Origin of the sequence: Acetomicrobium thermoterrenum DSM 13490 (assembly GCF_900107215.1) — a bacterium.
GTDB classification, from domain to species: domain Bacteria; phylum Synergistota; class Synergistia; order Synergistales; family Acetomicrobiaceae; genus Acetomicrobium; species Acetomicrobium thermoterrenum.
The window spans coordinates 1-7144 of the sequence record NZ_FNPD01000017.1; the positions used below are offsets into that span (position 1 = coordinate 1).

Genomic DNA, 7144 nt, shown 5'->3' on the forward strand with positions numbered 1-7144 from the left:
GTTAAATACGTTTGGAAGGGTCACGAAGATCAATCCTGGGCCAGCTCCGGCATCCACTCCGAAGGCAAAGCAGGCCGGGAATATGACCAATCCAGACATCAGGGCTGATAGCGCCCCAAAAAATATGACATATACAGATTCCCCCGTCAAAGCTCTCTTTTTACTCAGATAACTTCCAAAGATCGTCATACTTCCTATGCCTAAGCTCAAAGAAAAGAAGGCCTGGCTCATGGCTGCATAAACCGCTTCCCAACTTAGTTTGGAAAAATCAGGTTTAAGGTAAAAGGCCAAGCCCTTTTCAGCGCCGGGCAAAGTAACGGAACGTATGATAAGGACGATTAGCAATAAAAATAATCCGGACATCAAAACTTTGCTGACTCGCTCAACTCCCGCCTGCAATCCTATTAAGCAAACGATAAAGCCGAGTATAACGGTCAAAGCCATCCAGAGGACCAATTGAGGAGTGTTGGATACAAAGGAGGCGAAAAAACCCTCGACTTCTTCGGGTGATAACATGGAAAGATGGCCGGCAGCAGTATGGTAAACATAGGCCAGGCCCCATCCTGCTACGGTCGTATAAAACATCATCAGGATCATGTTTCCCATTACACCCAGGTAGCCGTATATGTGCCATTTGGTGCCCGGAGGCTCAAGAGCGAGCATAGCGCCCGCCAAATTTCTTCGACTTGCCCTCCCCATGGCGTATTCGCACACCATAATGGGAAGCCCCATCACCATAAGAAAGAGAACATAAAAGAGTACGAAGACTGCCCCGCCGTAACGCCCTGTTATATAGGGAAATCGCCATACATTTCCCAATCCAACGGCACATCCTGCAGAGACCAAAATAAATCCCAACCTCGTGGCTAACTGTTCTCTTTCCTGCAAAGAAATCCACTCCTTATGAGATATTAGTACATGCAAGCGATAGTTTCCCAAAAAAACAAACCCCCTCAACGGTACCATCTTGGGGGTTTGTTTTGTGTTTGTACTATTGCCAAAACAACGCTCTGTTCCTTCCTAATGCAATGTTAAGCGCAACTTTCCGAACCCTTTATAGCCAAAGCAATCCTGTCGACAATCAGCCCTATCCCGAATCCAATTGTAGAAGCCATTAACCACCCAAATCCGTTACCCACGAGGGGAATCATGGAAACGATGTCACCCCAAACGGAGATTGTTACCCCCATAGCGGACAGTCCGTCATATAAGCTAACCAAGAGGGTTCCCGCAAGTGCAGTTACATATGCGTACCTGCAGGAATCATTAAATACGGGAGAAAGCAGGTTCATGAACATCAAGACTATGACGATGGGATAGACAACGACCAAGATGGGCACAGCAAATCTGATTATTCCGTCGACGCCGATCCCCGCAAAAAGCGCACTGAATATGGTAGAGAGAGTGACAACCTGAAGGTAGGTAACCCTATTTTTAGATAGATTGCTGAAAAATTCTCCGGTTGCAGCAGTCAAACCAACTGCGGTAGTCAAACAGGCAAGAGATACCGCTATGCCTAAAGCGGCTAAGCCGACATCCCCTGCGATCTCGGCGACAATGGTAACAAGCAAAGTCGTCCTTGGAATATCACTGGACATAAAGGAAACAGTAGCCCCTAAATACATCAATCCGCCATAGACGACAAACAAACCAGCTGCAGCGATAAGCCCTGAGATTGCCGTCATCTTAATAGAAGAAGTTCTTCCGTACCCCTTTGCACGGATGCTTTGGACTATTATGCCGGCGAATATAACTGCAGCAAGGGCATCCATCGTTTGGTAGCCTTCCACAAAACATGAAGAAAATGCCGAACTTTTTGCCACGTTCGGATCCAGCGGCGTGCTTATTGGATTAACGATACCTGCTATAATGATGAAAATCAAAAGGCCAAGCAAGCCCGGAGTTAAGACCCTTCCGATTATATCTATTACCGAGGATTGCTTCATCGAAAAATAATATGTCAGAGCAAAAAAGCCAATAATGGGTATGTAGGGGTTCATGTTTGGGAAAAAGGGTTTAACGGCAACTTCAAAAGTCGTGGCGCCCGTTCGAGGAATGGCAAGAAGCGGACCAATGCACAATACGACCAAAGATCCCAGGAGAATAGCAAAAAGTTTGCCACCCTTATCAGCAAACTTTTCAAAGGATCCATCATATTGAGACATGACCATGACTCCCAAAAGCGGCAATCCAATGCCAGTAATACCAAACCCCAACATAGCGGCAACCCATTTGGTGCCGAACAAAGACCCCAGATAGGGAGGGAATATCAAATTACCCGCACCAAAAAACATGGCGAACAGGGCAAAGCCGGTAACGATAACATCTCTTGTGTTAATTCTCTCCATTTTGGCAGACAGCCCCCTTCTCGCAACTTTGTTTAAATTTTCTCCAATAAAAGATGCAATAAAAGAATTGTATATATCTGCATACTGTGTCCAATATATCAAATATATATTCCAGGTGCAAGTGAATTTGATATTTTAGTTTTGCCTAATTATGTATTAGTAGTCATGAAGTTAAGCCCGGTATGCCGGGGTGCTCAGATACTTATCCCCTCGGTCAGGCGCTACCGTAACGACGATCGAATTATCCTTCAGTTCTTTCATTACCTCGTTAGCTGCCCATAAATTGGCACCGCTTGATATGCCTAAAAACAAGCCTTCTTTTTGAGCCAAATACCTTGTCATGTCGATCGCATCTTCGTCTGACACCTTAATTATTCGATCTACCAAAGAAAGGTCTAAATTTTTAGGTATAAATCCTGCGCCAATGCCCTGGATAGTATGCGATCCGGGCGCGCCGCCGCTTAACACCGGCGAACCGGCCGGTTCTACAGCGATAAGTTTCATATTGGGAAAGGCTTTCTTCAAACATCTTCCAACCCCCGTCAAGGTGCCACCGGTACCAACCCCTGCGACGAAGGCAGCGATATCGGACCCTTTAGCATCCAACAATATTTCAGGAGCAGTCGTCACCATATGGGCCCAAGGGTTCCCGGGGTTGGAAAACTGATCCAGCATGACGGCACCTGGGATTTCTTTTACAATTTGTTCCGCCCTTTTTATAGCGCCTCCCATGCCCTCCGAAGCCTGCGTCAACTCCAGTTTTGCTCCATAGGCAGCTAATATTTGTCTCCTCTCCATGGACATTGACTCAGGCATGACCAGTATAACGTTTATGTTCATTGTCGCTCCGAACATTGCCAGCGCAATGCCGGTGTTACCAGACGTTGGTTCCACTATAGTCGTGCCTTGTTTCAACTTGCCAGCCTGTTCGAAATATTTGAGCATGCCCCATACGGCTCTATCCTTTATCGAGCCACCTATGTTATTGCCTTCCAGTTTCGTCAATATATATCCTTTCTTAGAGGACAATTTGATCGATGGCGTCCTCCCTATTAACTGCCCAATCGCTACTTCATTCAACAACATATCAAGCGACCTCCCTTTCGTTTTTTTCGTTAAGCTGATTCCTCAAATTTACAACTTCTTCCTGTAAGATTCGCACGCTCTCCTCAAGCTGAGCCAGGCGCATCAAAAGCGAATGTTGTAAAGAGGGCTCCGAGGGCTTCAAATTTTCCCTCAGCCTAATTCCCCTATATTTGACAACCGTGGCAGGAACTCCGACGACTGTGCTGTCTTGTGGAATATCCCTCAACACCACGCTCCCGGCACCGACCTTCGCATTCCTGCCGACGACAATATTCCCCAATATCTTAGCGCCGGCTCCTATAAAAGCCCCCTCTTCCACTGTCGGATGGCGCTTTCCCTTCTCTTTTCCGGTTCCGCCCAGGGTCACGCCGTGGAACAAAGTAACATTGTCCTTTACAACGGCAGTTTCTCCAATGACCACGCCCATTCCGTGGTCTATGAACACCCCTCTGCCAATCTCTGCTCCAGGATGTATTTCAATTCCAGTCCACCAGCGCACTATTAAACCCAGAAACCTAGGCAAAATGGGAATGCGAAGTTTCGTATGTAGAAAGTGTATAAACCTATGGGCTAAAATGGCCTGAAAGCCGGGCGTGCACAAGATGATTTCAAGCGCACCCCTTAAACCGTCGGGTATGGCTGGATCTCTATCTTTTACTGCCTGATAATCTGACTTTATCGTTTGCCATATTTTTCTCACTTTTCATTCCTCCCTTTGTAATTAACTTTAAATATTAAGAGGGCTTTCGCTGTGGCGCGAAAGCCCTCTTAATATTTAAAAAAGTTTTATATTTTAAATTAACTTGCCTTTGGCTTTGGCCACAGCTTTTCTATAGCCGCGGCCCCAAGCCGCGGTAGATCATGAAGCGATCCACCGACAACAACAAGCGCAAAAAAGCAAGCCATTAATCTTCATCCTTAATCCTCCAACTACAAGCACAAAATTGTTTATGTAAATTTACATAAAATATCTCCTTAAGTCAAGTAGGTATACATAAAATTTAGCTAGACCTAAATATCAAAAACCATTATAATTTATACTTGACATGTAGAGATATCAAATATAAATGGGGGGTGATAAACTTGGAAAGAAAAGGTGTAGTTACCATGCACGGCAACCCAATTACCCTAATAGGCCCTGAGCTGAAAGTGGGAGACAAAGCCCCGGATTTCACGGTCATAGATCAAGACATGAAGGAAGTCAAAAAATCCGACTTCGCAAATAAGATTAAAGTCATATCCGTAACGCCTTCTCTCGATACATCCGTGTGCGATGTTCAAGCCCACAGGTTTGAGGAAGAGGCCACATCTCTGCCCGACGATGTAGTCGTTCTCAACATATCCATGGACCTTCCCTTCGCAATAAAGAGATTTTGCACTTCAGGGAACATAAAGAAGGTCATTGCTCTGTCAGATCACAGAGATGCCTCTTTTGGTACAAATTGGGGCGTCCTGATTAAAGAACTGCGGCTCCTTGCAAGATCAGTTTTTATAGCGGACAAAAACGACGTTATTCGCTACGTCCAAATTGTCCCGGAGGCCACAAACCATCCGGATTACGACGCCGCATTAAAGGCACTAAAAGAGCTAATAAAGTAAACCTTAACAAGTTGCTGTCCAAAAAGCCCGCTTACCAAAGACAAACGTAAGCGGGCTTTTTCTTCTTTAAATGCCATCGATCAAAGGCTTATATTCACCAACCAACCAAACAGCGTATCTAAAAATCGGGGGTTGATCACAAATTCGATCAGCAGACCCATGGGAATGATGGAGCGCAAAGCAACCCAGAGGTCAACATTTTCCTCTTTCCTGGCAATGTACCCTAGGGCTGCTTCACCGCATATAGCGCCAATCAAGAAATAACCCCATTTATAGGATTCTGCTTTCATTGAATACTCCAAAATTCTGTATGCCACCCAGGCAGACCACGAGGATTGCAAAAACACCTCCAAAAAAAAGAGCAACCCCAGCAAAAACTTCTGGTATCCTCTTGCCCATTTCACGTCCTTTGGGATCTCGTCATAGAAATGATCTTTTATCCATTTTATCCCCTTCGGGACAACGGCAACGTAGGCCCTCGGGAATATAAAGGAATACATCAACAATCCCGTAACGAACTTAAGCATGGGTGGCAAAATCCTCGTCCCCCCTAGCCTCTAATAGGCATATGTTTTTGCTTCTTCTTCTCCCGTCAGCACTCTTAAAGCTCCCTGCGCAAGGGCAAGCATCTCATCCTCGCCGGGATATATAAAGATAGGAGCAATGAAGCTTACGCGTTTGGTGACCATGTCTACGAATTTATTGCTATAGGCAATGCTTCCGGTGATAATTATTCCATCGACCTGGCCTGAAAGAACGGCTGAATACTCAGCGATAGTTTTAGCAACCTGATATGCCATTGCATTATAGACCAACTCAGCTTTGGCGTCACCCTCGGCTATCCTTTTTTCGACTTCGCGCGCATCGTTAGTCCCCAGATGGGCAACCAATCCGCCTTGGCCCACCAGCTTTTTTTGCATTTCCTCCAGCGTGCACTTGCCGCTGTAGCAATAATTGACCAACTGCCCTACCGGAAGGGTCCCCGCCCTTTCCGGCGAGAAGGGCCCCTCTCCGTCCAAGGCATTATTGACATCCACCACCCTACCGTACAAATGAGCTCCCACGGATATTCCTCCGCCGAGATGCGCTACTATCAACCTGGTCTCTTCGTACTTCTTTCCCATTTCCTCTGCCGCTCTTCTGGCCGTCGCTTTTTGATTTAAGGCATGAAAGATGGATTTTCGCTCAATTTCCGGAAAACCTGATATCCTTGCCTCATCGCACAGCTCATCCACGACTACGGGATCGACAATAAAACAGGGTTTGTCGCCCGCTTCCTTGGCCAAATTGTGGGCGAGGATTGCACCAAGGTTGCTTGCATGCACGCCGTATTTACAGGCGCGCATCTCTTCCAACATAAGATCGTTGATCGCATATGTACCTGCAGGAATCGGATGCAACAAACCTCCGCGGCCTACGAAGGCATCGACCTCCTCTAACTTGGTGCCATGAGCCCTCAAAGACCTTTTTATCTCCTCTAACCTGAAGTTTTCCTGTTCTATGATTCCACTGAAACGTTTCAGGACATCGATGTCATATCTTTGGGTTTCGCGCCAACTTTCCCTGTCCCCTTCGAAAAAAGCGATCTTCGTACTGGTCGAACCCGGATTGATTGCTAATATCTTCGGCGATATCATTAGTGACGTTCCTCCCATTCTGTGCGCCTATTTTACCCTTTTCCCTTAACTTGCAATCCCCTTTTAGGCTGATTTATAAGCAGCCAAAGCCACAGCTGACGCTATGGACAAAAGCTTGGTTTCCGCAGTATCGGCACGGCTTGTAAGAACTATAGGAACCTTTGCGCCCAAGACCAGGCCGGCCGTCCTGTTTTTCGTGAGATAGACAATACCTTTGGCAAAGATATTCCCCGCCTCTATGTCGGGAACGAGCAAGACTTCAGCATGCCCCGCCACCTCAGAAACTATTCCCTTATGACGTGCGGCCTCTTCGCTCAAGGCGTTATCCAAAGCCAGAGGTCCATCGATAATGCAGCCTTTTATCTGGTTTCGTCTGTTCATCTGGACCAATGCGGCTGCATCAATCGTGCAGGGCATATCGGGATTTACTACCTCTACGGCGGCCAAGGCAGCGACCTTTGGCGTTTCGACGCC

At 46.5% G+C, this 7144-nt stretch carries 8 protein-coding genes; 1 reads left to right on the plus strand and 7 read right to left on the minus strand.

Features of this window, described 5'->3' with window-relative positions:
- The 4 genes from BLU12_RS09730 to cysE form a co-directional block, all read right to left on the minus strand.
- The coding region (locus tag BLU12_RS09730) for a sodium-dependent transporter (protein ID WP_234945612.1) at positions 1 to 939 on the minus strand (939 nt) is incomplete at its 3' end.
- Positions 940 to 1031: 92 nt separating this feature from the next.
- On the minus strand, positions 1032 to 2348 hold the full coding sequence (gene brnQ / locus BLU12_RS09735) for a branched-chain amino acid transport system II carrier protein (protein ID WP_091462421.1): 1317 nt from the start codon (positions 2346 to 2348) through the stop codon (positions 1032 to 1034).
- A gap of 171 nt (positions 2349 to 2519) precedes the next feature.
- Positions 2520 to 3434, minus strand: a complete 915-nt coding sequence (cysK, locus tag BLU12_RS09740; RefSeq protein WP_091462422.1) for a cysteine synthase A — start codon at positions 3432 to 3434, stop codon at positions 2520 to 2522.
- A 1-nt stretch (position 3435) separates the two neighbouring features.
- Positions 3436 to 4134: a serine O-acetyltransferase gene (gene cysE / locus BLU12_RS09745; protein ID WP_091462424.1), complete on the minus strand. Its 699-nt coding sequence runs from the start codon at positions 4132 to 4134 to the stop codon at positions 3436 to 3438.
- Between the two features lie 383 nt (positions 4135 to 4517).
- On the opposite strand from cysE, the gene tpx reads away from it, so the two are divergent.
- A complete protein-coding gene (gene tpx, locus BLU12_RS09750) occupies positions 4518 to 5033 on the plus strand; it encodes a thiol peroxidase (RefSeq protein ID WP_091462426.1) in 516 nt (171 codons plus the stop codon).
- A gap of 80 nt (positions 5034 to 5113) precedes the next feature.
- Here the strand turns inward: tpx and BLU12_RS09755 are convergent, their stop codons facing one another.
- The 3 genes from BLU12_RS09755 to BLU12_RS09765 all read right to left on the minus strand — a co-directional run.
- Entirely contained in the window at positions 5114 to 5560 is a 447-nt protein-coding gene (locus tag BLU12_RS09755; protein ID WP_091462429.1) for a hypothetical protein, read from the minus strand.
- A gap of 30 nt (positions 5561 to 5590) precedes the next feature.
- Positions 5591 to 6670, minus strand: coding sequence for a butyrate kinase (gene buk, locus BLU12_RS09760; RefSeq protein ID WP_234945613.1), 1080 nt, complete (start codon positions 6668 to 6670; stop codon positions 5591 to 5593).
- Positions 6671 to 6733: 63 nt separating this feature from the next.
- Positions 6734 to 7144: phosphate acyltransferase (locus tag BLU12_RS09765; RefSeq protein WP_268753520.1), on the minus strand; the 411-nt coding region annotated here is incomplete at its 5' end.